At 66.7% G+C, this 23,062-nt stretch carries 15 protein-coding genes; 10 read left to right on the forward strand and 5 right to left on the reverse strand.

Annotation, left to right across the window (positions count from 1 at the left end; genetic code table 11):
• The first annotated feature begins 15 nt into the window (after positions 1–15).
• Positions 16–522 (forward strand): nitroreductase family deazaflavin-dependent oxidoreductase, encoded by a 507-nt coding sequence (locus tag NA10_RS23495; protein ID WP_067571535.1) that lies wholly within the window; start codon positions 16–18, stop codon positions 520–522.
• Between the two features lie 4 nt (positions 523–526).
• On the forward strand, positions 527–1,015 hold the full coding sequence (gene rraA / locus NA10_RS23500; RefSeq protein WP_067571537.1) for a ribonuclease E activity regulator RraA: 489 nt from the start codon (positions 527–529) through the stop codon (positions 1,013–1,015).
• A gap of 103 nt (positions 1,016–1,118) precedes the next feature.
• On the opposite strand, the gene NA10_RS23505 is transcribed toward rraA, so the two are convergent.
• A complete protein-coding gene (locus NA10_RS23505) occupies positions 1,119–1,340 on the reverse strand; it encodes an RNA-binding S4 domain-containing protein (protein WP_067571539.1) in 222 nt (73 codons plus the stop codon).
• 130 nt (positions 1,341–1,470) lie between these two features.
• Here NA10_RS23505 and lysX point away from each other — a divergent pair, with 130 nt between their 5' ends.
• From lysX to NA10_RS23520, 3 genes are all read left to right on the forward strand, one after another.
• Entirely contained in the window at positions 1,471–4,800 is a 3,330-nt protein-coding gene (gene lysX, locus NA10_RS23510) for a bifunctional lysylphosphatidylglycerol synthetase/lysine--tRNA ligase LysX (protein WP_067571570.1), read from the forward strand.
• Between the two features lie 143 nt (positions 4,801–4,943).
• Positions 4,944–5,168, forward strand: a complete 225-nt coding sequence (locus NA10_RS23515) for a hypothetical protein (RefSeq protein ID WP_157556700.1) — start codon at positions 4,944–4,946, stop codon at positions 5,166–5,168.
• Positions 5,169–5,217: 49 nt separating this feature from the next.
• Positions 5,218–5,835 (forward strand): histidine phosphatase family protein, encoded by a 618-nt coding sequence (locus NA10_RS23520; RefSeq protein ID WP_067571543.1) that lies wholly within the window; start codon positions 5,218–5,220, stop codon positions 5,833–5,835.
• A 75-nt stretch (positions 5,836–5,910) separates the two neighbouring features.
• On the opposite strand, the gene NA10_RS23525 is transcribed toward NA10_RS23520, so the two are convergent.
• Positions 5,911–6,801, reverse strand: a complete 891-nt coding sequence (locus NA10_RS23525) for a cutinase family protein (protein WP_067571545.1) — start codon at positions 6,799–6,801, stop codon at positions 5,911–5,913.
• Between the two features lie 278 nt (positions 6,802–7,079).
• On the opposite strand from NA10_RS23525, the gene NA10_RS23530 reads away from it, so the two are divergent.
• Both NA10_RS23530 and NA10_RS23535 read left to right on the forward strand, forming a co-directional pair.
• Positions 7,080–8,699 (forward strand): glycoside hydrolase family 5 protein, encoded by a 1,620-nt coding sequence (locus NA10_RS23530; protein WP_067571547.1) that lies wholly within the window; start codon positions 7,080–7,082, stop codon positions 8,697–8,699.
• 247 nt (positions 8,700–8,946) lie between these two features.
• Entirely contained in the window at positions 8,947–10,644 is a 1,698-nt protein-coding gene (locus tag NA10_RS23535; protein ID WP_067571549.1) for a DNA glycosylase AlkZ-like family protein, read from the forward strand.
• 84 nt (positions 10,645–10,728) lie between these two features.
• On the opposite strand, the gene NA10_RS23540 is transcribed toward NA10_RS23535, so the two are convergent.
• Together NA10_RS23540 and gltB are read right to left on the reverse strand one after the other, a co-directional pair.
• A complete protein-coding gene (locus tag NA10_RS23540; RefSeq protein WP_067571551.1) occupies positions 10,729–12,198 on the reverse strand; it encodes a glutamate synthase subunit beta in 1,470 nt (489 codons plus the stop codon).
• A 98-nt stretch (positions 12,199–12,296) separates the two neighbouring features.
• Positions 12,297–16,967, reverse strand: a complete 4,671-nt coding sequence (gltB, locus tag NA10_RS23545; RefSeq protein ID WP_067571553.1) for a glutamate synthase large subunit — start codon at positions 16,965–16,967, stop codon at positions 12,297–12,299.
• Between the two features lie 900 nt (positions 16,968–17,867).
• Between gltB and NA10_RS23550 the strand changes: the two genes are divergently transcribed.
• Positions 17,868–19,670 (forward strand): DUF4407 domain-containing protein, encoded by a 1,803-nt coding sequence (locus tag NA10_RS23550; RefSeq protein WP_067571555.1) that lies wholly within the window; start codon positions 17,868–17,870, stop codon positions 19,668–19,670.
• A gap of 86 nt (positions 19,671–19,756) precedes the next feature.
• Here the strand turns inward: NA10_RS23550 and NA10_RS23555 are convergent, their stop codons facing one another.
• Positions 19,757–21,361, reverse strand: coding sequence for an MFS transporter (locus tag NA10_RS23555; protein WP_084515160.1), 1,605 nt, complete (start codon positions 21,359–21,361; stop codon positions 19,757–19,759).
• A 107-nt stretch (positions 21,362–21,468) separates the two neighbouring features.
• Here NA10_RS23555 and NA10_RS23560 point away from each other — a divergent pair, with 107 nt between their 5' ends.
• Together NA10_RS23560 and NA10_RS23565 are read left to right on the forward strand one after the other, a co-directional pair.
• Positions 21,469–22,038 (forward strand): TetR/AcrR family transcriptional regulator, encoded by a 570-nt coding sequence (locus NA10_RS23560; RefSeq protein ID WP_373862408.1) that lies wholly within the window; start codon positions 21,469–21,471, stop codon positions 22,036–22,038.
• Positions 22,039–22,089: 51 nt separating this feature from the next.
• Positions 22,090–22,962, forward strand: coding sequence for a hypothetical protein (locus tag NA10_RS23565; RefSeq protein ID WP_084515161.1), 873 nt, complete (start codon positions 22,090–22,092; stop codon positions 22,960–22,962).
• Positions 22,963–23,062 lie beyond the last annotated feature (100 nt).

A 23,062-nucleotide genomic window follows, 5' to 3' on the forward strand; every position in this document is an offset into this window, starting at 1 on the left:
CTACAGTTCCCGGACATGACCGAGCAGTTTCCGGACCGCATCTGGGGTTCGCGCACCAATCTCCTGTCCCGCGTTGTCAGTTCGTTCGCCGCGACGAAACTCGGATCGCTGGCGACCCGCACACTCACGCCGCTGGATCGGCGGCTGCTCGAGCGCACCGGCGGCAAATACACCGTGCTGGGCCCGATCGGCGCACCGGTCATCCTGCTCACCACCGTCGGCCGCAAATCCGGGCAGCCGCGCACCACCCCGCTGCTGTACGTGCACGACGGCGACACGCTGTATGTCATCGGCAGTAATTTCGGACAGGCGCAGCATCCCGCCTGGACCGGGAACCTGCTGGCCGATCCCACCGGCGAGGTCACCATCGCGGGCGAGCGGATTCCGGTGCGGGCGGCCCTGGTTCAGGACGAGGCGCGCAAGGCGGAGATCTTCGCCCGCTTCGAGGAGACCACGCGGGCGTACACCGCCTACCGCAACCGCACCGCGCGCGATTTGCGTATTTTCGCCCTGACAAGATAGGCGGGTGACCGAATCAGCAAACTTCGTCGCGACTGCCGACCTGGCCGATGAGATCGGCCCCGAAATCCGCAGCTGTGATACCCAGTTCATTCAATTCGGCGGCCGGGAAGCCTTCGCGGGCCGCATCGTGACCATTCGCTGCTTCCAGGACAACCTGCTGGTGAAGCAGACCCTCGGCGAGCCGGGCGAGGGCCGGGTGCTGGTCGTGGACGGTGGCGGCAGCGTGCACACCGCCCTGGTCGGCGACATCATCGCCGGGCGCGGTGTGGACAACGGCTGGTCCGGCGTGATCGTCCATGGCGCGGTACGGGATTCGGCGATCCTGCGCACCCTGGACATCGGTGTGAAGGCGCTGGGCACCAACCCGCGCAAGAGCACCCAGACCGGATCCGGTGAGAAGGATGTGCCGGTCGAATTCGGCGGTGTGAAGTTCGTCCCCGGGGACATGCTCTACAGCGATCACGACGGGGTCGTCGTCCGCGCCGAGGACTGATTCGCCGGACTCTCCAAAGACTCGGGGAGATGCTCAGCGGTGCCGTTCACCTGCCCGGCCGTACGCGCCGGGCAGGTCGCGCCGAGGCGCTCGGCGGGTGGGTTCAGCCGTTGGCCACGCGGACCTTGTGACCGGCGAGGGTGATGACGTCCCCGGCGCTGAGCTGACGCCCGCGACGCAGCTCCACCTCGTCATTCACCCGCACCAGGCCCTCGGCGATGACTTGTTTGGCTTCCGAACCGGAATCGATGAGGTTCGCCAGCTTCAGGAATTGGCCGAGCCGAATGACATCGTCTTCGATCGGCACATCGACTGGATCCGACATGGATACATCCTCACCCGGCGGTTCCAGGACACCAAATATCACCCCCGCAACCAACCGGTAAGGGGCCCGCAACGAGACACGAACCGGGTTCCGAGTGCACATGGGCGAGCGCAACATACACACTGGTGCGGTGACTTCGACGCAGGACCGGCAGCACCGGGAACTCGAACACAGACCCGACGCGCCGTCGCCCGAGGTGCCGCATCGCGGCCACGGGCGACTCCGGGAAGTCCCGCACGTCGCGGGGCTGGTCCTGGGCGTCTTCGCGGTTCTGTGCGCCATGTGGAGTATTTCGCCCGGTCTGCGGTATCTGACGTCGGGGCTGCGGCACTACGTCGACACCTATTACTTCGACGCGCCCGACACCTCGCTGGTGTGGGCGCTGGTGGTCGGATTGCTCGCGGGCGCGACCGCCAGCCGCAAGCGCATCGCCTGGTGGCTACTGTTCGGCTATATGGCCGCGTACGCGCTGGCCAACGCCCTGGACTTCGCCGCCGAGAGCGATCTCAACGCGCTCGTCGCCCTGGTCGTCCACCTCGGTGTGATGACCGTGCTGATCGCGGCCTGGTCCGAGTTCTACACCCGGGTGCGCAGCGGCACCGTCCTGCGCTCGCTCGGCGTACTGATCGGCGGCCTGGCTCTCGGGTGCGGGGTCGGCTGGGGTCTGGTGGAATTGTTCCCCGGCAGCCTGCCCGAGGACGAACAGCGGCCGCTGTGGGCCGTTTCCCGGGTGACCGCCGCCATCCTGGTCAGCAATGAGGATTTCGACGGACATCCGTCGCATCTGGTGAACCTGCTGCTCGGCCTGTTCGGCGCCATGGCGCTGCTGGCCGCGGTGATGGTGCTGTTCCGATCCCAGCGCGCCACCAACGCGCTCACCGGGCTGGACGAATCCGCCATTCGCGGGCTCATCGAACGCTCCGATGTGGAGGATTCGCTCGGATACTTCGCGACCCGGCGCGACAAGGCCGTGGTCTTCGCGCCCAGCGGTAAGGCCGCCGTCACCTATCGCGTGGAACTCGGCGTCTGCCTGGCCTCCGGCGATCCCATCGGCAAGAAGGAAGCCTGGCCACACGCCATCGACGCCTGGCTGCGGCTGGCCGACCAATACGGTTGGGCGCCCGCGGTGATGGGCGCGAGCGAGCTCGGCGCGACCGCCTACCGCCGCGCCGGACTCTCCGCGCTGCGCCTGGGCGACGAGGCCATTCTGGAGACCCGCACCTTCTCGCTCGCGGGCGCGGAGATGAAACAGGTCCGCCAGGCCGTGAACCGACTTGCCAAGCAGGGCATCACCGTTCGCGTACGCCGGCACAAGGAGATACCCGCCGAGGAAATGGCCGAGGTCACCGAGCGCGCCGAGGCCTGGCGCGATACCGAGACCGAACGCGGCTTCTCCATGGCCCTGGACCGGCTCGGCGATCCGCTCGACGGCGACTGCCTGCTGGTCGAGGCGATCGACTCGAACGAACGCGTGCTCGGCATGCTGTCGCTGGTGCCGTGGGGCCGCACCGGCGTCTCGCTGGATCTGATGCGCCGGGATCGCCGCAGCCCCAACGGCGTCATGGAATTGATGATCTCCAAACTGGCGCTCACCTCCGAGCAGTACGGCATCACCCGAATCTCGTTGAACTTCGCGGTCTTCCGCGCGGTCTTCGAGGAGGGCAGCCGGATCGGCGCGGGACCCGTACTGCGCCTGTGGCGTTCGGTGCTCATGTTCTTCTCGCGCTGGTATCAGCTGGAGGCGCTGTACCGCTCGAATGTGAAGTACCAACCGGTTTGGGTGCCGCGCTTCTCCCTCTTCGAGGAGCGCCGGCAGCTGCCGCGGGTGGCCATCGCGAGCGCTCTCGCCGAGGGCTTCCTGCCGCGAATCGGCAAGGAGCAGAACCCGACCGCGCATACCGGTCTGCGTTCCTCGGTGCCGGACACCATGACCGGACTGCACGCCGACGGCAGTATGCCCGACCTGCCGCCGGAGGAGTACGACGAATCCGGACCGCGCCGCCCCGAACAGGTGCGGGTGCGCATGGACAAACTGCGCAAACTCACCGACTCCGGGGTGGACGCCTATCCGGTCGCGTACCCGCCGACCCATACCGTCGCCGCCGCGCGCCGCTCACCGCAGGGCACCACGGTGCGAGTCTGCGGGCGGCTCTTGCGGATTCGCGATTACGGCGGGGTCAGCTTCGCCGTGCTGCGCGACTGGTCCGGGGAGATCCAACTGGTCATCGACCGCGGCCGGGTGGGCGCGGAGCGCAGCGCCGCCTTCGACGAATTCTTCGACCTCGGCGACCTCATCGAGGTCAGCGGACAGATCGGGCGCAGCCGCAGCGGTGAACTATCCCTGCTCGCCGCCGACTGGCGCATGATCGGAAAATGCCTGCACCCCCTGCCCGACAAGTGGAAGGGCCTGGCCGATCCCGAGGCGCGGGTGCGCCAGCGCTACGTCGACATGGCCATCAACACCGATATCCGCGAGATGATGGCCAAACGCAGCGCCGTGGTGCGCTCACTGCGAGACACCTTGCACGGCTGGGGATTCCTGGAGGTCGAGACACCGGTGCTGCAGCAGGTGCACGGCGGCGCCAACGCCACCCCGTTCACCACCCATATCAATGCCTACGACCTCGATCTGTACCTGCGCATCGCACCCGAGCTGTACCTCAAGCGACTCTGCGTCGGCGGTATGGAGAAGGTCTTCGAACTCGGCCGCGTCTTCCGCAACGAAGGCGTGGACTACAGCCACAATCCCGAGTTCACCATCCTGGAAGCCTATGAGGCGCACAGTGATTACGAGCGCATGATGCATGCCTGCCGCCAGCTCATCCAGGAGGCCGCGCTCGCGGCCAACGGGAAGATGGTGGCCATGCGGCCCGGACCGGACGGCACGCTCACCGAGGTGGACATCTCCGGCGAATGGCCGGTGAAGACCGTGCACGGCGCGGTCTCGGACAAACTCGGCGAGACCATCGGCCCGGAGACCGATACCGAACGCCTGCGGCTGCTCTGCGACAAGGCCGGGGTGCCGTGGCAATTGGGCTGGGACGCCGGACAACTCGTCCTCGAAATGTACGAGCACCTGGTGGAGGCGAGCACCGAGGAACCCACCTTCTACATCGACTTCCCCACCTCGGTCTCCCCGCTCACGCGGGCGCACCGGCATATCGCCGGGGTCACCGAACGCTGGGATCTGGTGGCGTGGGGCGTCGAATTGGGTACCGCCTACAGCGAATTGACCGATCCGGTGGAGCAGCGCAAACGTCTCACCGAACAGTCCATGCTGGCCGCGGGCGGTGATCCCGAGGCGATGGAACTCGATGAGGATTTCCTGCAGGCCCTGGAACACGCCATGCCGCCCACCGGTGGCCTCGGCGTGGGCGTGGACCGCGTGGTCATGCTGATCACCGGCCGCAGCATTCGCGAAACCCTGCCCTTCCCGCTGGTGAAACCCCGTACTGGATAACCGGATCGGAGCAATCTGTCGATCTCGTGAACGTTTCCGCATTTACAGCCGATTCACAGTGGACTCCCAGATCCGGGGCCGCCGGTTAACCTTGAAGGCGGCCCCGGGGAGGGGGCAGACCGACAGTTGAGGATGGTGTTTCGATGCATTACCTAGACCTGATGACCCAGGCCAACCTGCTGGACCACCACGTGTGGACCAATCCGGACACCTGGACCTCCACCATGGAGTACGCCGCCAAGAACAAGTCCTCCAGGAAGGGCGGCGGCTTCTGGATCTTCGCGGCCGTCTGCTGCATCGGCATCATCGCGCTGGTGCTTGGCATCGTCTACCTGATGACCAACCGCAGGAAGAACCAGGGACAGTAAGGCTTCACCCCTGGCGAGACCCGCAGATCGCGTGCGGCAGAGTGGTGACGTGCAGTTGATCCTCGTCCGCCATGCCCAGCCGCGACGCGTCCAGGGGCTCACCGGTCCGGCGGACCCCGATCTCACCGAGATCGGGGTCGAGCAGGCGGCCCGGGTGCCCGCCGCTCTCGCCCAGCATCGCATCGCCCGCGTGGTGAGCAGCCCGCAGCTGCGCGCCCGCGACACCGCCCGGCCCACCGCCGAGAAGCTCGGTCTGACACCGGAGATCATCGACGGGCTCGCCGAATACGATCGCGACCTGCCCGCCTACATTCCGATCGAGGACGCGCAGCAGGAGTTCCGCGCCGTCTACGACCGCATCAAAGCCGGATACCTGCCCGAGCAGATCGACCGCGACGCCTTCGTCGGCCGGGTGCTGGACAGCGCGGCCGCCCTCGCCGCCGATTCCGAACACACCGATACCGTGGTCGCCTTCGCACACGGCGGCGTGATCAATGTGCTGCTTCAGGATGTGCTCGGGCTCGAACGCCCGCTCACCTTCCCGATCGACTACTGCTCGATCACCCGGATCCTCTACTCCCGCACCGGCCGCCGCACCGTCGCCACCGTCAACGAGAACGGGCACGTCTGGGACCTGTTGCCACGCGGTAGCGCGCACCGCGGCTGAGTCGGCTCGCGCCAACGCGAAAGGCCGCTCCCGGCAGGTATCGGGAGCGGCCTTTCGGTTGTCGTTCGCGCCGAGTTACGCGGCGTTGGCCAGCCAGTTGTGCATCCAGCTCAGGGCGGTCTGACCGCCACCGACCGAGTAGGTGCCGTAGCTGGTGTGCCGTCCGGTGCGGAAGAACTGCTCGAACTGCTTGGCACGCTGTTCATTCGCGCCCTCGCTGAGCTGCGACTGCAGCGTGGGGATACCGCCCTGTGCCATCAGATCATTGATGATCGCGCCGACCTCGAGCTGGTAGCGCCACATGTTCGCCGGGTTCGGATCGGACGTCTGCGCCAGGAATCCGGCGAAGCGGCTGATGAAATCGGTGTCCTCGGTGGAGCAGTACAGATCGCCGACGGCGCAGACGGTGCGCACCTTGTCCGCGATCCAGCCGAAGCCGCCCACGCGCGCCCCACCCGCACCCGCACCGGGCGCGATCGGGCCGACCTGGACATCGGTCACCGAGCGACGCGGATCGGAGATGAGCGCCACGGCCGCAATGCGATCCGGTGGCACCACGCCGAGTCCGCTGCCGATCTCGGAGGCCAGATCGCCGGCGGCGTCCGCGCCCTGGCTGTAACCGGTGATGCCGATCTTGGTTCCGGGGCAGCGCGCGCCCATGGCCTGAACCAGGGCGCGGGCATTGTCGGTGGCTTCCTTCTTGGAGGCGCCGTAAACGTCACCCTCCCAAGGGAAAGCGGTCGCCGCATAGGTCACGTAGTCCACCTCGCCGGGTAGCCCATTGGTAACCTGCGACAGCATGCCCGGGCCGGGCGCCTTGTCGTGGCCGGTCTCCCAGGTGCCGGGGATGGCCACGGTGTACAGGACCGGGCATCCGGGATCCGCCGTAACGGTGCCGCTGCCCAATGCGACTCCAGTGATGAGAACGCTCGCCGCTGCCCCCGCAGCCGCGACAATTTTTTTCAACCGCACTACTGCTCCAGTTCACGCCTGCCCGGGATAACTTCTCCATCCCGATTCCCGATCATGGTGGCGTCGCCGGATGACGATCAGGTGCACCAGGGGTTAACCGAAGTAACCGCCCTGTATGAGATGCGCGAACCAGACCGCATGACAGAGATCAGCGACACAACGCCGATAACAATAGGGGTGCCGTCGGCCCGGCGCCACGCGACCTTGAAAGGTTGTCCGATTCCGGTTTCCATTTGGCACGCGTGGTCAGCCTGCTAATGTCCCCCGGTCAAATGACCAGAACATATTTCACATTGTGCACGCGCATCCTGACAACCGTTGCCGCACTGACCCTTCCGCTCACCGGAACCCTCCCCGCCGCGAACGCCGAACCACTCCCCCGAAACACCGCCCACCAGGTCGAACACCCCCTGCACGCCACCATGGGACAGCACGCCCGGATAGCCGACGACACCGGCAATACCGTCCTGCTGCGCGGGGTCAACGTCAACGGACTCGGGCAGTACTACCGGGAATGGCCCGACCTCCCGGCCACCACCACACTCACCGAAGACGACTTCGAACGCATCGCGGCCCTGGGCTCGAATGTGGTGCGTCTCATCATTTCCTGGTCCGCGCTCGAACCGGTACGCGGCGTCGTCGACCACGGTTACCTCGACCGCATCGCCCAGGCGGTCGAATGGGCTCGCGCCAACGACATCTACGTCCAACTCGATATGCACCAGGACGCCTGGGGCACCGCGGTGAATACACGCGACGGCGTGTACTGCCCGCCCCTCACCGAACCCGACGTCGGCTGGGACGGCGCGCCCGCCTGGGCCACCGCACTCGTGGGCACCCCGGCGACCTGCCGGATCAGCAAGCGGGAACTGTCGGTCGCGGTCCAATCCTCGTTCCAGAACTTCTATCTCGATGTCAACGGCGTCCAGAGCGAACTGGTGAACACCTGGGCGGCGGTGGCGGCACGCTTCGCACACGATCCGGTCGTCGTCGGCTACGACCTGCTCAATGAACCCAATCCGGGACTGCTGGTCGGCGTCGACGACTACGTCCTGCTCGGCAACTACTACCGCCGCGCCATGGCCGCCATCCGCGCGGCCGAGCAGGCGGCGGGCGGATTCCGGCACATCATGTTCTTCGAACCCTCGGTGATCACCGGCGGATTGGCCTTTCCCGGGCCACTGCCACTGTTCACCAGCGCCTCGGGATCGGCGTCCGGCTCGGGCACCGGATCCGGTCTGGGGTCGGCCACCGGATCCGCTGCCGGCTCCGCCTCGGGCTCGGCCGGTGACGAGAACCTGGTCTACGCCCCGCACCAGTACAACGAATCGATCAGCCCGCTACCCGGTTCGCTCGCATCGGGTTTCGCCGATACCGCGACCGCGGCCGCCGGTTACGGGACCACATTCTTCAACGGCGAGTGGGGATTCTGGGACAGCGATCCCGCCGTCATCGCAGACAAGACCCGCCGCTACGCCGCACTCGAGGACAAGTACCTCATCGGCGGCACCTACTGGCAGTGGCGGCAGGCATGCGGTGATCCGCACAATATCCAGACCCGCGGCACCCGGCCGACCTGTACCGCCCCGGATACCGGCCTGGATCATGATCCGGCGACCGCCTCCGTCATCGCCCGGCCCTACCCCCGCTCCGCGCCCGGCCTCCCCACCGGCCTCACCTCCGATATCGGCTCCGGCGCGATGACCCTCACCGGAACCGCGGAGACCGGCGGCGGCCGGGCGGATCTGTGGGTACCGCAACGGTGCGCCAACCCGGCACTGTCCGGCAGCAATATCACCCAGACCGGACGGGCCCAAGTCCCGGGCGGCTGGCGAATCACGGCCGCCACCAACACCTCCGGCGACTATCGCGCCGTCATCACCTGCGGCTGAAAAACCTCGACCGAACCCTCCTAGACCAAAGCGCCCGTGGATCGCAATGACCCACGGGCGCTTCGTTGTTCAGCTCATAGCTGGTTCATCAATGCTGAGCGATATCGGTCGGGGACGGCAGCGCCGTCACCGCTGGAGAGCCCGCCAAGTCGTCCGGGTCGCATTCGATACCGGCGTTTATGCATAAATATTGCGCACTAACCCGATGCCGATCAAAAATCTTAAGATTTATGCATAAAATTGCTTCATGGACGAAGCTACCCTCCGCACCCGTATCGCCGGTGGTGAGCAGCTCACCACCGAGTTCAAACGTGGCACCGTCGGCAAGTTCAACGACTCGGACCTGATCGAAGCAGTGGTGTGCCTCGCCAATGGCGAGGGTGGAGTGTTGCTGATCGGAGTCGAGGACAACGGCGATATCACCGGCGCCGCGCCACGTCACGGTGACCATACCGACGGCCGCCGCATCGATGCGCTCGTCGCCAATCGCACGGTACCCATCGTGCAGACCCGTACGTCGGTGATCCCTATCGACGGCAACGATGTCATCGCCGTGGAGGTGCCGCGCTCCGCACGCATCGTCGGCACGACCACCGGCCTCTACGTGCGCCGAGCCCTCAAGGTCGATGGCACTCCAGAATGTGTCCCTTTCCCCGCCTACGAGATGCTCGCCCATGAAATTGACCGGGGTGCAGTCGATTTCGCCATCCTGTCGGCCCGGGACGCGTCGATGACGGATCTCGATCCAGCCGAATTCGACCGGTTCCGACGACTCGCGCGAATTTCCGGCGCGGACCCGGTCATCGCGGAACTGGCGGATATCGAAATCTGCCGTGCGCTCGGGGTTCTCGAACCCGGCGATATCGAACGTCCGACACTCGGGGCGATACTGCTCTTCGGCACCGAACAGGCCCTGCACCGACATGTCCCCAATCATGAAGCCGCTTTTCAACTCTTCAACGGGCTTCGATTGGAGGTGAACGCCTTCTATCGAACGCCACTGTTCAAACTCGCGGAGGAACTGTTCGACCGGGTTACGGCATGGAATCGCGAGGAGGAACTGCAATTCGGCCTGCTGCGGGTGTCGATCCCGAACGTGCCGCCGGTCGCGGTGCGTGAGGCTATTGCCAATGCACTGGTCCACCGCGACTACACGGCAATGGGACCGGTCCGGATCGCCATCAACGAGGACACCTTCGAGGTGACCAGCCCGGGTGGATTCCCGCCCGGTGTGCGGCTCGAGAATCTGCTGTCGGTGACCCGGCCGCGCAGCCCCGTGCTCGCGGACGCATTCCGCCGCGCCGGAATCGTCGAGCGCAGTGGTCGCGGTATCAGCTTGATGTTCGATTCACTCCTGCGCCTCGGACGTGATGCTCCCGACTACAGCGGATCGACCGAACGAATGGTTCGCGCCGTCATCCCACTCGGCCATGCCGATATCGCCTTCGCACGCTTCATCCTCGAGCATGAGAACAAGTCTCAGCGGTCTATGCGATTGTTCGATATGCAAGTGCTGCACGAGCTCCGTCAACACACGAAGCTCACCGCCGCGGAGATCGCGGACGACCTGTACCGAACACCAGGCGAGACCCGTACCGCGTTGAGCCGAATGGTCGAAGAAGGTTTGGTCGAACAGCGGGGAACCGGCCGAGGGCGGGCCTACCATCTGTCGGCCGCGGTGTATCGAGCACTGAATCAGCCACCCGCCTATGTCAGAGTGCGTGGGACCGACCCGATTCAGCAGGAACAGATGGTGCTTCAGTACATCGAGTCGTTCGGAGCCATCACTCGCGGTGCGGCAGCCGAACTCTGCATGATCACACCGCAGCAAGCCAGCACGTTGCTTCGCCGAATGGCCAAGGAGGGAACGGTCGTCCGTGAAGGTGACCGAAAGGCGGCCCGGTATATCGCTCCACCCGATCCAGCTGCCGGGCACCTCAGCTGAGAAACAAACAGTCCAGCAAGACCAAAGCGCCCGCGGATCGCAATGATCCACGGGCGCTAGGTTGTTCAGCTCAGGGCTGGTTCGTCACCGCTGCGCGACATCGGTCGGGCGGATCGGGGATGGCAGCGCCGTCTCACCCTCGAGGAACCTGTCGACGGCCGACGCGCAGGCGCGACCCTCGGCGATGGCCCACACGATGAGCGACTGACCGCGGCCCATATCGCCCGCGACGAAGACGCCGGGAACCGTGGTGGCCCAGTCGCTATCGCGCTTGACGTTGCCGCGCTGGTCGTAGCCCACGCCCAGACCCTCGAGCAGACCGTGCTTCTGCGGTCCGACGAAGCCCATGGACAGCAGCACCAGATCGGCCTCCAGGGTGAAGTCGGTGCCCTCGACCTTCTCGAAGCGACCGTTCACCATGCTGACCTCGTGCGCCTGCAGACCGGTGACCTTGCCGTCGGTACCGATGAACCGCTCGGTATTGACCGAGAACAGGCGCTCGCCGCCCTCCTCGTGCGCCGAGGCGACCCGGTACATGAGCGGGTAGGTCGGCCACGGGGTGGAGGAGGCACGCTCCTCCGGCGGGCGCGGCATGATCTCGAACTGGTGGACCGACTCCGCACCCTGACGGTGCGAGGTGCCCAGGCAGTCCGCGCCGGTGTCGCCGCCGCCGATGATGATGACCTTCTTGCCCTTGGCGTTGATACGCGGCAGGCCGTCCGCATCGGTCACGGCATCGCCCAACTGCACCCGGTTGGCCAGCGGCAGGAACTCCATGGCCTGGTGGATGCCGTCCAGATCACGACCCGGGATGGGCAGATCACGGGCGATGGTCGCGCCGCCCGAGAGCACCACGGCGTCGAAACGCTCGCGCAGCTCATCGGCGGTGATGTCGACGCCCACGTTCACACCGGTCTTGAAGATGGTGCCCTCGGCCTCCATCTGCGCGATCCGGCGATCGATGAAGCGCTTCTCCATCTTGAATTCCGGGATGCCGTAGCGCATCAGGCCGCCGATGCGGTCGTCGCGCTCGTACACGGTCACGGTGTGACCGGCACGGGTCAGCTGCTGGGCGGCGGCCAGACCGGCCGGGCCGGAACCCACGACCGCGACCTTCTTACCGGTCAGACGGGTCGGGTACACCGGGGTGACCCAGCCCTCGTCGAAACCGTTCTCGATGATCTCGACCTCGACCTGCTTGATCGTCACCGGATCCTGGTTGATGCCCAGGACACAGGACGCCTCACAGGGCGCGGGGCAGAGGCGGCCGGTGAACTCCGGGAAGTTGTTCGTGGCGTGCAGCCGGTCGAACGATTCCTTCCAGGAACCCTTGTAGACCAGGTCATTCCATTCGGGAATCAGATTCCCGAGCGGACAACCGTTGTGGCAGAAGGGGATACCGCAGTCCATACAGCGGCTGGCCTGCTTCTGGAGGGTCTCGTGGGAGAACTTCTCCTCGTAGACCTCTTTCCAGTCCATCAGGCGCAGCTCGACCGGACGGCGCTTCGGCAGTTCCCGACTCGTGTGCTTCAGGAAGCCCTGTGCGTCACCCATTTACGACTCCGTACTTCGCGCCGAAATCGGCGCACCCAACAAATCCGATGCGGTGGATGTCAGCCACGTGCGGCGTCGACATGCTCGCAAGCTCTGACCTAGCCACGTGCGGCCTCCATGATCGCGGCGTCGACATCGCGGCCGGCCTTCTCGGCCTCCGAGATGGCCAGCAGGACCTTCTTGTAGTCCCGTGGCATGACCTTCACGAAGTGGTTGACCTGCTGCGACCAGTCGCTCAGAATGCGTTCGGCCACAGCCGAACCGGTCTCGTCGCGATGCTGGGCGACGGTCTCGCGCAGCCATGCCGTCTCCTCGGCGGAGAGCTGCTCGAGATCCACCAGTTCGGTGTTGAGGTTCTTCTCGAAGGTGCCGTTCGGGTTGTAGACGAACGCGATACCGCCCGACATACCGGCGCCGAAGTTGCGGCCGGTCTCGCCGAGGATGACCACGCGGCCACCGGTCATGTACTCGCAGGCATGGTCGCCCACGCCCTCGACCACCGCGGTGGCGCCGGAGTTGCGCACGCTGAAGCGCTCACCGGCCACACCGCGAATGAACGCCTGACCGCTGGTGGCGCCGAACAGGATCACGTTGCCCGCGATGATGTTCTGCTCCGCGACGAACTCCGCGGGCACGTCCAGGGACGGGCGCACGATAATGCGTCCACCCGAAAGACCCTTGCCCACATAGTCATTGGTGTCGCCGTTCACCCGCAGGGTGATACCGGCCGGAACGAACGCACCGAACGAGTTACCGGCCGAACCGGTGAACGTGATGTCGATGGTGTTGTCCGGCAGGCCGACGCCGCCGTACAGCTTGGTCACCTCGTGGCCGAGCATGGTGCCCACGGTCCGGTTCACGTTGGTGATCTTGGTGTCCAGCTTGACCGGCTTACCGCGCTCGAGCGCGTCCGCGGCCTGTGCGATGAGCTGGTTGTCCAGCGCCTTGTCCAGGCCGTGATCCTGGGTCTTGGTGGCGCGCCGGTCCTGCATCATGAACGCCGTCTCGACATCGTCGAGGATGGGCGACAGATCCAGCTTGGCGGCCTTCCAATGCGCCTTGGCCGCGGCGGTGTCGAGCAGGTCGACCCGGCCGATGGCCTCGTCCAGGGTGCGCAGGCCCAGCGACGCGAGCAGCTCGCGCACTTCCTCGGCGATGTACAGCATGAAGTTCTCGACGAACTCCGGCTTACCGGTGAAACGCTCACGGAGAACGGGGTTCTGGGTCGCGACGCCGACCGGACAGGTGTCGAGGTGACACACCCGCATCATGATGCAGCCCGAGACCACCAGCGGAGCGGTCGCGAAACCGTACTCCTCGGCGCCCAGCAGGGCGGCAATCATGACATCGCGGCCGGTCTTCATCTGACCGTCGACCTGCACCACGATGCGGTCGCGCAGACCGTTGAGCAGCAGCGTCTGCTGGGTCTCGGCCAGGCCGAGCTCCCAGGGACCGCCCGCGTGCTTGAGCGAGGTCAGCGGCGAAGCACCGGTGCCGCCGTCGTGGCCGGAGATCAGCACCACATCGGCGTGCGCCTTGGACACACCCGCGGCGACGGTGCCGACGCCGGGCTCCGCGACAAGTTTCACGTGAATCCGCGCCTGCGGGTTCGCGTTCTTCAGGTCGTGGATCAGCTGGGCGAGATCCTCGATCGAGTAGATGTCGTGGTGCGGCGGCGGCGAGATCAAGCCCACGCCGGGCGTGGAGTGCCGGACCTCGGCGACCCACGGGTACACCTTGTGCGCGGGCAGCTGCCCGCCCTCGCCGGGCTTCGCGCCCTGCGCCATCTTGATCTGGATATCGGTGCAGTTGGTCAGGTAGTGCGCGGTCACACCGAAGCGACCCGAGGCCACCTGCTTGATCGCGGACCGACGCCAGTCGCCGTTCTCCTCCGGTTCGAAGCGGGCCGGATGCTCGCCGCCCTCACCGGAATTGGAGCGACCGCCGAGGCGGTTCATGGCCACCGCGAGGGTCTCGTGCGCCTCGGCCGAGATGGAGCCGTAGCTCATCGCACCGGTCGAGAAACGCTTGACGATGGCGCTCGCGGGCTCGACCTCGTCGATCGAGATCGGGTTGCGACCGGACTTGAACTTGAACAGACCGCGCAGCGAGGCCAAGCGCTCGGACTGATCGTCGACGAGCTTGGTGTACTCCTTGAAGACCTTGTACTGGCCTGAGCGGGTGGCGTGCTGCAGCTTGAACACCGTGTCCGGATTGAACAGGTGGTACTCGCCCTCACGACGCCACTGGTATTCGCCGCCGACCTCGAGCTCGCGGTGCGCGCGCTCATTGCGGTTCTCCAGGAACGCGACCCGGTGCCGCTCGGCGACCTCGTTGGCGATGTCGTCCAGGCCGATACCGTCCAGCGGCGAGTTCAGACCGGTGAAGTACTCGTCCACCAGTTCCTGCGACAGGCCGACGACCTGGAACAGCTGCGCGCCCCGGTAGGAGGCGACGGTGGAGATGCCCATCTTGGACATCACCTTGAGCACGCCCTTGCCCGCGGCCTTGTTGTAGTTGTAGACGGCCTGCTTGAAGTCGGCCGCGTGATCGCCGGTGCTGCCCGGCATCTTCAGCTGACCGCGCTCGAGCATGTCCTCGAGCGATTCGAAGGCCATGTACGGGTTGATCGCCGCCGCGCCGAAACCGATCAGCAGGGCCATGTGATGCACCTCGCGGGCGTCACCGGCCTCCACGACCAGACCGACCTTGGTGCGGGTGCGCTCGCGTACCAGATGGTGGTGCACGGCCGCGGTGAGCAGCAGCGACGGAATCGGCGCCAGCTTCTCGTTGGATTCGCGGTCGGACAGGATGATGATCCGCGCGCCACCGTCGATGGCGGTCGAAACCTGTTGCTGCACAGCCGCGATGGCCTTGCGCAGCCCGGCGCCGCCCTGCCGCACCGGGTACAGGCCGTGCACGACCACCGAACGCAGCTCGGGATGCGAGCCGTCGTCGTTGATGTGCACCAGCTTGGCCAGCTCGTCGTTGTCCAGGATCGGCTGGGTCAGGGTGATCTGACCCGCGGAGTCCGGTCCCGGGTTCAGCAGATCGCCCTCGGGGCCGACCATGCTGCGCAGCGAGGTGACGACCTCTTCGCGGATGGCGTCCAGCGGCGGGTTGGTGACCTGCGCGAACAGCTGCGAGAAGTAGTCGAACAGCAGTCGCGGACGCGACGACAGCACCGCGATCGGGGTGTCGGTGCCCATGGAGCCGAGCGCCTCGCCACCGGTCTGCGCCATCGGCGACATCAGGATGTTCAGCTCTTCGGTGGAGTATCCGAAGATCTGCTGACGGATGAGCACGCGATCGTGCGACATGTGCACGTGCGGGCGGTCCGGCAGATCCGAGAGCTTGGTGTGGCCGTTGTCCAGCCACTCCTGGTACGGGTGCTCGCTCGCCAGCTCCGACTTGACCTCGTCATCGCTGATGATGCGGCCCTGCGCGGTGTCGACCAGGAACATGCGACCGGGCTTGAGCCGGGTCTTCTGCACCACGGTGGCGGGATCGATATCGAGTACGCCGACCTCGGAGGCCATCACGACCAGACCGTCCTCGGTGACCCAGATGCGGCCGGGGCGCAAACCATTGCGGTCCAGCACCGCGCCGACGACCGTGCCATCGGTGAAGCACACCGAGGCCGGGCCGTCCCACGGCTCCATCAGGAACGAGTGGTAGCGGTAGAAGGCGCGCTGGGCCGGGTCCATGGACTCGTGCCGTTCCCACGCCTCCGGGATCATCATGAGCACGGCGTGCGGGAGGCTGCGCCCGCCCAGGTGCAGCAGTTCGAGCACCTCGTCGAAGCGCGCGGTGTCCGAGGCGCCGGGGGTGCAGACCGGGAAGATCTTCTGCAGGCGGTTGTTGCCCTCGGAGTCGATGCCGAAGGCATCGGACTTCAGCAGCGCCTCGCGCGCCCGCATCCAGTTCTCGTTGCCGGAGACGGTATTGATCTCGCCGTTGTGGGCGACGCGCCGGAACGGGTGCGCCAGCGGCCACGACGGGAAGGTGTTGGTGGAGAAGCGCGAGTGCACGATGCCGAGCGCGGATTCCACGCGATCGTCCTGCAGATCGAGGTAGAAGGCGCGCAGCTGCGGCGTGGTGAACATGCCCTTGTAGACGAAGGTCTGACCGGACAGGCTCGGGAAGTAGACCGATTCCTTGCCGACGCTGCCCTCGCCCGCGCCCGCCTTGCCGAGCTCATGCTCGATGCGCTTGCGGACGACGTAGGCGCGACGCTCCAGGTCCATGCCCGTGAGCTGCTCGGCCGAATCCTTCGGGGAGGCGATGAAGATCTGCCGGAAGGTGGGCATGGCATCGCGCGAGAGCGCGCCCAGCGACGATTCGTCGATGGGAACCTCGCGCCAGCCCAGGACCTCGAGGCCCTCTTCGCGGACGATCTTCTCCACGCCGTATCCGGCGCGGGCGGCCTCGCGGCGGGCCTGCGGGAGGAAGGCGATACCCGTGGCGTACGAGCCCTCGGCGGGAAGGTCGAAGTCGACGATCGCGCGGAAGAACTTGTCCGGGAGCTGGATCAGAATGCCCGCGCCGTCACCCGAGTTGGGTTCGGCGCCGGCCGCTCCACGGTGCTCCAGGTTCAGCAGGGCGGTAATAGCCTTGTCGACGATGTCGCGGCTACGACGGCCGTGCATGTCGACGACGAATGCGACGCCACAGGCGTCATGTTCATTCGCCGGGTCATAGAGCCCGCGGGGTCCGTGTCCATAGCCGGCACCGCCGGTAGGGGACCTGTGGCCGGGAAGTTGCGTCATGCCTCTGCCTTCACAAAAAACAGGCCTTCGAAGAATTGCGGCCTTCGTCGAACGCCTCCGTCGGACTGCGCCCGGACGTGTCAGAGACCAGCGGCGCTGATGGTCATCCCGTGCAGTCAACTCTCCAGTTGTTCACCCGCTTCGAGTACTCGTTCGGGTGCTCGGCGGTAACCGAACGCTTACGTGTTCGCTACCAACCGCGCCGTTCTCGCCCACTACGCTGAGCACCGATCGGGTCTCTGGCGATATGAGGCGATATGCCGAACTTGTCGCGTTCGGCGTAAGAGCAAACGATAAGTCAGGACTCTTGCCCAACCAACTTAGGTCGCACTAATAACAGTGCCTAGCTGGGCATTTTCATTGATCCTCCACTACCTGCGCGTTGTCCAGTGTAAAGCAGGTACGCAGGGCTGTTTCAGTTGACTTGCCCACTTGATTCCGCGCGCGCGTGCGCGCGGGCGATACGCGTCGGCGCAGCTTCCGAACGGCCTCTCACCTGCAATGAAACTGATTTCCCCCCGGGGGCGTCCGGCAAACCGAGCGAGCGGCGGCTAACTTTCCGGCGCGCTCCGGCAGGTGCGCCGACGGTCCGGGCGACAAGCCATTGCAACGTTCCGACCGTACGGAATCTTTACAGATTGTGGAGTTCAGCACATGACCGGCAAACAGTGAGCGGCCAATGAGTCACTATTTCGAGCCGGATTCGGGCCGGTCCCGGCGTGATCAACACCACGTCACATGCCGGAAACGCGCCGATGTGAGGCTGGCCACATCCCGGTCGCCACGCTCGGTGGAACCGCGCCGCGCCTGTCAGGCTGAGACCACACCGTGTCCTCACAACGATTAAGCGACGGTTTCGAGAAGCCGAATCAGCCTGGGACTTAGAGGATGTGAGCTCCCATGACCGTTCTGCTCACCTGGCTCGGCGGCGCACACGCGGGGGTCACCGATCGGCACGAGCGCACCGGATATTCGGTGACCGGCGCCGTGGTGGCGCTGTTCGCGCTGACAGCCGGGGTGATCACCGCATTCGCCACCGGGGCCGCGCACTGGCCCATCGTCGGCATCATCGCGGTGGCATTGATCGCGACACTGCTGGTGGGAGCGGTCGCTCGCACCCTCGCCACCGCGGCCACCCCGGGTAGAGCCGAAAACGGGCGCGCACGAGCCGAATTCGGCGCGCGCGTCGGCGTCGCCGCCGTGGTCGGCATCGTGCTCGCCGAAATGGCCTGCACCGTACTGTTCGGCGGCAGCGTGCACCGGGTACTCGACGAAACCGCCCGGCGCGGAGTCGAATCCGCGCCCGCCGTGGTCACCGCGCGCACCGAACTCGATCAGGCCCGCACCGACCGCCGGGATCTGGACCAGCAGATCACCAAGGCGCAGAACGAGGTCGACACCGCACTGGTGATCGCCCGCTGCGAGACCAATCCCGACCCGCAATGCCCCTCCACCCGCATCACCCGGGTACCCGGGTACGGGCCGGAGGCGCGCACCGCCAACCAGATGCTCGACGATGCGCGCGCTCAGCTCACCGCCGCCCGCGCCAAGATCGACGGCCTGGACGCCGGGATCACCGAGAAGGACAAGGCCCTCGCCGCCGCCCGCGCCGCCGCGTACACCGACGGTGACCGCGGACTCGGGGCGCGCTGGGTCGCCATGAACGACTACACCACCGAGCACACCGGGCCCATGGTGCTGCGCTTGGCCGTGGCACTGCTGCTGATCGTGCTCGCGCTGCTGCCGCTGCTGCTCCGATTCTGGCGCGGCGAAACGGCTTTCGACCGCGAACTCGCCACCCGCACCGCCACCGACCGCGCCGAACAGGCCGCCGCCACCGCCATCGCGGAGAAGCAGGCCGAGGTACGCGTCGAGGCGGAGGCGCTGCGGGCCGAACAACAGCTCACCGCCGCGAAACTGGCGCTGCACGCCGATACCGCCATCGACCGGGAACGCCAGCGCACCCGCGTCATCGCGGCCATCGGCAATCTCCAGATCGGCATTACCGAACCGGCGCAACAGCGCGCCATCGACGAATTCGACCGGGCCGCAAGGCAGGAACTGCCGGCCGGGAATCGAATGGACAGCTCTTCGCCCCAGGAGGGGATAGTGACACCGACGCCGAACCTGCCCGCCCAGCTCACCCAGGGTGCGATCGCGCCGCTGGGCCACGGCGGCGCACTCGCGCCCGCACCCGCCGCACCGTCCGCACCCGTGCACCAGGGTGGCGGACTGGAACTTCCGATCATCGGCACCGTGCCGTTCACCGATACGGCCGCCCGCTGGATTCGGCCGCTGGTGCCGAGCTTCGTCGCCAATGCCATCGATAGCGCGACGCATCCGCTGCGCACCGTGCGACAGGCGTTCGAGGAGGCGGAGGAGATCACCTTCACGCTCAAGCGCACCCGCAAGGTGACGGTGGATTCCTCGGATTCGGCCCAGCCGCAACAGATGTACCAGCCGCAGTACGGGTATCAGCTGCCCCCGGGCGCACCGCAGCAGCAGTACGCCCAGCAGACAGCCGCGCACGTGGCGGACCAGCCGTATCAGCAGTACCCGGATTACGGTGCGCTGCCGCAGGGCCGGGTCGTCGAGCCCGGCTACCCGCTGCCCGCCGGACAGCAACAGGGGGCGATCCCCGGCCTCCACAATCCCGAACTGGAGCACCGCGGTCAGCGCGAGTTGCCGCCGGGCAAGCAGTAGATATCAGCCCTCGCCGTCGGGCGTTGGCTGCACCCGTCATCAGGCATTAGCTCCACGAGGAGTTGGCTCGCGCCACAGCCTCCAGATCAGCGCGCTGCGCGCTTGGCGGTCGCGGCGCGATAGGTGATAACCGCCGTGACCAACAGGATCAGCGTCGTACCGGTCGCGGCGATATGAATACCGTCCACGAACGCGTTGTGCGCGGCGCTCAGCAGGGACGTGGCCGCCGGTTCCTCCAGCGTGCGTGCGGTTTCCACCGCACCGCCCAGCGATTCCCGCGCCGCACCGGTGTGCGCGGCCGGAACCGCGGACAGGTCCAGGCCGTGCCGGAAGGCGGCCATCACACCGCTGCCCAGTACCGCGACGCCCAGCGCCACACCGGCTTCCAGGGCGGTCTCGGAGATGGCGGCGGCATTACCCGCGCGCTCGGCCGGAGCGGTGGTGATGATCATGTCGGCCGAAACCGTCAGTGCCACACCCACACCCAGGCCGATCAGCAGGAAGCCGATCATGAACGGCAGCACCGACGCCGACGGATCGGCCTCGAGCAGCCAGAACAGCGCGGCGCCCGTCGCGGCGGTGATGAGCGCGCCGCACAGCACGCTCACCGGACGCCAGCGCCCGACCAGCCAGGCCGCGAAGAGAGATCCGGCCATACTGCCGACCGTGCCCGGAATGAGCAGCAATCCGGCCTGCAACGGCGCGCGCCCCAGCACCAGCTGGAGATACTGCGAACCGAAGAACAGCACACCGGCCAACGCGAACACCGACAGCAGATTGGTGAGCACGGCCGCCCGGAACGGCGGCAGTTCGAACAGGTCCAGGTCGATCAGCGGTGCGTCCAAGACGCGCTGACGGCGAATGAACACCACACCCGCGACCACGCCGATCACACCCGCGATGAGCTGATTCAGCGCCGGACCATGTGCGGCGAACTCCTTGACCGCGTACACGATCGGGATCAGCGCCAGCATCGAGAGCCCCGCGCTGCGCAGATCGAAACGGCCCGGATTCGGATCCCGCGACTCCGGCACCAGGAATGGGCCGAGCACGATGAGCAGCGCCATTACCGGCAGGTTCACCAGGAACACCGAACCCCACCAGAAATGCTCCAGCAGCCAGCCGCCGAGCAGCGGACCCATGGCCGCACCGGAACCCGCCATCGCACCCCACACCGAGATGGCGAGGGTGCGCTGACGCGCGTCGGTGAACATGGAGCGGATCAGGCCGAGGGTGGCGGGCATGAGCGTCGCACCGGCGACACCCTGCAGAACGCGTGCGGCAATGAGCATTTCGGGGCTCACCGACCAGGCCGCGACGGCCGAGGCGAGACCGAATCCGGCCGCGCCGATCAACAGCAGGCGGCGGCGGCCGATACGGTCGCCGAGCGTGCCCATGGTGATGAGCAGACCCGCCAGCACGAACGAGTAGACGTCGATGATCCACAGCAGCTGCGGGGTGGTGGGGGTGAGATCGCCGGAGATGGCGGGCACCGCGAGATCGAGCACGGTCGCGTCGACCGAGACCAGCAGCAGGGCCAGGGCGAGGACGCCGAGCCCGGCCCAGTCGCGCAGGGTCGCGCGATGGCCCGGCGGGTCGAGGGGGCTCGCCGAGACTCCGCGCGGGGAGGTCGTGGGGGTGTGGTCCGCCTCGGATCCGGAACCGGATCGGGCGGGGGTGGGGGTGGCCATGATTCTTTCTCTTCCAGAGTTGAACCGTCTGGACGGTACAGTAACAGATTTACCGTCCAGACGGTACAGTTGCCCGGGGTGATCATCGCCCACGGGCCGTACAGTGGGTGCTCGTGACAACCCCTCGCGATCCGGCCGGCACCCGGAACCGGCTCCTCGACGCACTCGAAACCCTGCTGCTCGACAAGGGCATGTCCCAGGTGACCCTCGAGAGCGTCGCCGCCGCCGCGGGCGTCTCCAAGGGCGGACTGCTCTATCACTTCAAGAGCAAGGACGCCCTGCTCGCCGGATTGGTGCGCCGCGTCGGCGAACGCGCCGACCAACAGCTGGACAAGGCGCTGGCCCAGGGCGAATCCGTCGCCGAGTGGTATCTGCAGACCCCGCATCCGGACAATGACTCCGATGCCATCGAACTGGCCATGTACCGGTCCATGTTGGCCGCCATGCGCACCGTCGACGGACCGCAGGACACCGGGGTCGGCGAGACCGATCGCGCCCTCGACGAAATGATGAGCGGCTGGAAAGCCGCCCTGGACAATGAGATCCACGATCCGGTCAAGGCCGAGATCGTGCGCCTGGTCGGGGACGGCGTCTACCTGCGCGCCCTGCTGGGACTTCCGCCCGTCGAACCCGAGCTGTACCGCAGGATCGTCACCCGACTGCTCGGCGACGCCTGACCCGGAAAACATGGAGCGATCTCCAGGCACTCTGCCTATAGACTCTGGCGGGTGTTGCCTGCCGCCGCCGACTCCGTCGGCCCGCCGGTCGGCTCGGTGGGGGAACCGCACACCGATCCCGCGCCGGTGCCTGTCCGCCCCATGCAGTTCCGGGAACTGCTGGATCTGCCGTTCGCGCTGATCCAGGCGCGGATCGCCACCTTCGCGACACTGCTCGGCGTGGCGGTCGCGGTGGCCGCCGCCATCTCGGTCGGCGTGACCGTCTTCGTCGCGGTCGCCACCGGCGATTCGGACAGCGGTACCTTCTGGGGCGCGCTGCTCACCACGCTCATCGCCGCCTGGGTGCTGCGCCTGTTCGTGCGCGGTGTCACCGTGCCCGTCGGGCTCGCGGTGGTGCATCGGCGGTCCCTGACCTGGCGGCAGGCGCTGGCCCGGATGTCCGCCGAGGCCGGACCGCTGCTCGGCTATCACGCCATGTACACGCTCATCGGGGTCGGCGTGCTCGCGATCGGCACGCCGCTGATGTTCACCGCACCGTTCGCGGTGATCTGGCTGCTGTGGTTGCGGGCCCGCCGATTCGCCACGGTCCCGGCCATTTTCGAGGAATCGGTGACCTATCGGATGGCCACGCCGCGCTCGAAACTGCTGACCTTCGGCACCCCGTGGCAGCTCGTCGGACTGCTGCTCTACCTGCGCGGTCTGCTCATCGTCTTGATCGTGCCGCTGCTGACGCTGCCACAGTTCGCGGCCGGGATCACCGGAACCAGGCGCTGGGCGGTCACGGTTCTGCTCATCACCGCCGGGCTGCTGTTCGTCGCCCTCGCCGAACTGGTGGAGTCCTCGGCCCAAGTCGTCGCGTACGTGGATCGCCGCTGCCGCCGCGAAGGCTGGGATATCAGCATCCCCGCGGAGGTCCGCGCGTGAGCACTCCGCCGCCACCGGAGGGTCCGGCGCACAACGACTTCGGCGTACCGCCCGAACCCGCGCTGGGTCCGGCCGCCGCCCACCTGGCCGCCGCCGAGGA

Source organism: Nocardia acidivorans NBRC 108247, from assembly GCF_001625085.1.
Classification (GTDB): Bacteria; Actinomycetota; Actinomycetes; order Mycobacteriales; family Mycobacteriaceae; genus Nocardia; species Nocardia acidivorans.